Source organism: Bradyrhizobium sp. 23AC (assembly GCF_054863025.1).
On sequence record NZ_JAVAYN010000048.1, the window covers coordinates 1 to 4,067 of the forward strand.

General features: G+C 57.4%; 3 protein-coding genes. All 3 read right to left on the minus strand.

Annotation, left to right across the window (positions count from 1 at the left end; translation table 11 throughout):
* A partial coding sequence (locus RAD10_RS41280; RefSeq protein ID WP_461621949.1) for an ABC transporter permease occupies nt 1–377 on the minus strand: 377 nt, incomplete at its 3' end.
* A gap of 1,089 nt (nt 378–1,466) precedes the next feature.
* A complete protein-coding gene (locus tag RAD10_RS41285) occupies nt 1,467–2,942 on the minus strand; it encodes a CapA family protein (RefSeq protein WP_461621950.1) in 1,476 nt (491 codons plus the stop codon).
* Between the two features lie 888 nt (nt 2,943–3,830).
* A partial coding sequence (locus tag RAD10_RS41290; RefSeq protein WP_461621951.1) for a 3-keto-5-aminohexanoate cleavage protein occupies nt 3,831–4,067 on the minus strand: 237 nt, incomplete at its 5' end.

Sequence of the window (4,067 nt, forward strand, 5' to 3'; positions counted from 1 at the left end):
AAAACCAGCAACATGCCGGCCGCCACCCCGGGCAACGATAGGGGAAACGTCACTTGCCGGAAGGTAGCCCAGGGAGTGGCGCCCAGACCGGAGGAAGCCAGCGCCAGCGAGGGATCGATCTGCCGCAGCGCGTTAGCGATCGGCAGGATCATATAGGGTAACAAGATGTGACTCATTGCGATCTTCGTCGCAAGCGTCGTATTGAGCAGCCGGAGCGGCTGTTCAATCACACCGAGCGCCATCAGCGCCTCGTTGATCATGCCGTGACGACCGAGCAACACCATCCAGGCGTAGGTGCGTACCAGCACCGACGTCCAAAACGGCAGCAGCACCACAATCAGGATAAAGGGCGCCGTTGATCGGGCGAAAGAGAGCAAGCGCCACCGGATAGCCCAGTATCAAGGCGCTGAGCGTCGGCTCCCAATACCTTCACCTGCATTCGCTGCACCTCAAGGCTAGACTTAAGGTCACATCCTCAGAAAGACGCCCGAACTTCACAAGGCGGCGGCCGCCCGAGGGATACGTGGCATGCGCCGGGAAACATCCATTCGCACGACGGACCGCAACTCAAGCATTGCAAGCAGTGCCAGTTGCGGTCAGGACGCTTCATCGCGTGAGGCAGAACCGGATAATCTTCCCGATTGTAAAAGGGCCCGACGCTAAATGCGGTAAAAATTGACCCTGAACGCGGAAAATCCTGCGAAGGAGGCGCTTTCTTGCGCTTTCAACGCTGATCAGTCCCTCCGTCGTCCTGAGTCCGTCGGCGGACTGTCGGACAAGGACATATGGTGGCGCAGACACTTCGTCGCACTCTCCCACAGAACTCGCAGAATATGGAGCGGCGGCAGACCTGCAGAGGCGAACAGAATGAATGGCGAGTCAGGTCTGGCGGGGGACCATCAAATCCCCCGGCGCTTCTCTGGCTTTAAGCCACTTAGGTGCGATCAGAGCTTCGAGGAAGGCCGAGGCTAAGGTTCTTCCTGTCGTCTTGACTATTGCGCGAAGACGAACTTGCTGGTGCAATCGATGGCGACGTAGAAGTAGAGCCTGCCTTCAGGATGAGTTGAGAGATGTCGATCTGGAAATAACCGATCGGTTAGAGCTTGCACTTTTTATTCGAAGACTTGAGCCGGCAAGCCGACCCAACTAGAGGGAAGCCGCTGCTCCGACCAGGGCGTAGCGAATACATTGCCGCCTCCGTCGATGGGCGCCTAAAGGGCCGATGGACTGGTATTGCTGAGCGAGCCGCCTGCGTCCTTGGATATTTTATTTCGAATAGAACCATGGACCCGATACGGTGGGCACCGACTTGGTAAAACGTCGAGGGTCCGACAGCGGTGTTGATTTTGGCATCTGCATACTTCCTCAAGCTGTTTGGACGCCCAAGCGCCACGGCATGCGGCACGATCTTTAGAAAGGAAATCGCCGCACGAATGGCGACTTTCAAAGACGTGTCTTTGCGACGTTCATCGCGCATCGATGTGAGGACAGGTCGCACGCTCCGCAGGAGCCGATAACGTAATGATTCCAATGTTGTCCTCGATTGCGATTTTGGTACCGAACGGCTGAGACAGCTCCTGGAGACGATCCAGGATAGCTCTTGCCTGAGACCCCGCCGCGAGCCGCGGCACGCCTCGATTGGCAAACCGTCTCGCGAAGCCAAGTTCGATGGGATAGAGTCGCAATTCAGCGAGCTCGTTCTTTTCAAATCGGCTGACCGTAATGATGCTTTCATAGAAGACCGGGTCCGCGAACCCCGCTTCCATCTCCGCCGCGGTGACCTCCGCGTCGGTGTTAGACCTTGGGTCCTTGCCATGGACTGAAAACATGTCGGCGCCTACCGGCGTTCGCAGGTCGTCCATGACGAAGTTGCCGATGCTGTAGAAGATCGGGCGCCCCTTGTAGATCTCGATGCCTCGCAGCCGGTGCGGTCCGTGCACGATGTACGCGTCCGCGCCGGTGTCAATGAGCATGCGCGCTAACGCTTGTTCGTAGTCGGGCGGCTCCTGGCTCCAATTCCCTGGCTCGTGGCCGTGGTTTGTAACAATGCAGAAATCGGAGAATTGCTTCCCACGGCGTACATTCCGAGAAATCCCCCCGATGTCCCGAGGGTCCGGCTCGAAACTATAGCCAGGTTTGCCCCCTGATCTGTATCTCACGCCAGCGACTATGACGTCGGTTGACCCCTTAGCGGCTCCGTTCTGATCGGGTTCGATTTCGGTCGTCCCGCTCACCGCAACTGGGGTCGGTTGGGCGCCAAATTTAGCATCGGGCAAGGCATCTCGCAATTCACGCAAGCTTTGAAGCATTTCCGCCATAACAACCACAGTTTGGTTTAGCCGAAGTCCGTTGAGGCCCGGCCTGCCGGGAGCCTCGCCAGCGGGGTCGCAAGCACGGGAAAGCGGCGTGAAAGTCGAAGCGAACGAAACCAACGCCACACGACCCCGGGCTGTTTCAAGGAAGCGGGCCGCGCCCGCCTGTGCGAGGTTCTCACCCACGCCCGCGTAAATAATTTCGTTCCGATCGAGTACCCGGCACGTCTCGCGCATGCCTTCGACACCCCAGTCCAGTGAGTGATTGTTCGCGTAGCTGAGAAGATTGAAACCCATCTTTCTAAGGTCCGGCCCGAGCTCGGGCAAGCTGACATGATACGCTCCGCCATACTGGGCTTGCGGAGCTCCGGTAAACTGACGAATGTCGAAGATATTAGTTTCCATGTTGCCAAACGTTACATCGGCTTCACGGAGAATCCGCACCACGGCGTCAAAGTCAGGATCACGTGTCTTGGTAAGCGCCCTTGTGACGATGAGGTCCCCGACGGCAACCAATGTAAATCCGTCCGCAATGTTTGTTGCGGTCGAACCAATGCAATCGTAGCTGCCGGCTGGATTTGCGAAATCACAACAGGCCGCGCCCGAGCGGTTAGGGTTTTTCTTATCCATAGGGTGGTGCCTTTCAAGCAAAGGAACTGATGCCGACTACCCGAAGCACGGTGCGTGGACGTTTGTCTACAGGGATGGGAAGCTCTCGTCGGTTTCGACAGGGAGGCTAGCCGCAGCAGCAGCACGCAAAATATCCCGGCGATTGACTCTGGATTCCTGATCGGGAACCGTATGGAAGCTCTTCCACAGCCCTTGCGGCGCGGGACGCTTATTGTCCACTTAATATCTCTCCCCTAGCCAGTCGAATGCTGGAGCTTAAAACCGAAACATCTTGAGCGAAATTCTGGATGAATAACTGCAGCTATTCCATCTTTATGCTGGAGTACTGCGCGCCAGCGGTACTTTTGACGGAATCGCCAAGGAGATCGCCCCTGAACCGATTAAACGCGCAAAGCTGTGGTGGCTTACGCAGTCTACAGATCCTCCGAGTCTTGTTGCGACGGAGCTGGATGCGTGTCTGTACACCGTGGACTTGAGGCTGGCGCCTATCATACAGTCAACGCGATGGTCCCCTGGTGCTAGCTAAAAGTATCGTGATCAGGATCGGGCCGGTTCACTATGGTCGCCAACGATCTGACGCAATCCATTCGTTCTGGAAAGCGCTCTCCGCAGCTACGCGCTGGAGAGCCAAAGTGTGTCTGATTCCGCCTCGCGGACGAGAGATGAATGGCCGAGACAGCTTGCCCCACTTTGACACTCTTGACGACCTGTCGATGTGTTCTGGCAATCGCGACAGTACCAGAATCAAATGCAGGAGGCCGCGCATGCTAACGCAGGTGGCGTCACCCGACGCGCTGCGACTGCAGCATGTGAGCAGACGGATGACACTCGGCGTTTCCAGCGGCCGAGGATCCGGCATGACGTTAGCCATGCCGGATCCTCGTGTGTTTACCCGCGCTTCTTGACACCAAGAATTGCTCGCGCCTCAGCGGGTGTGGCGACGCTGGCGCCCATGCGCTCGATGATCCCAACCGCATTTTCGACGAGTTCGGCGTTGGAGGCCAGCACGCCACGTCGAAGATAAATATTGTCCTCTAGTCCTACTCTGACGTGGCCGCCCATGGTGACCAACTGTCCGACCATTCGCATTTCGTCTGGACCGCAGCCGAATCCACCCCAGACGGC

Excerpts from the sequence above, each read along its gene's own strand:
- RAD10_RS41285 (WP_461621950.1), bottom strand. The coding sequence starts at position 2,942 with ATGGATAAGAAAAACCCTAACCGCTCGGGCGCGGCCTGTTGTGATTTC.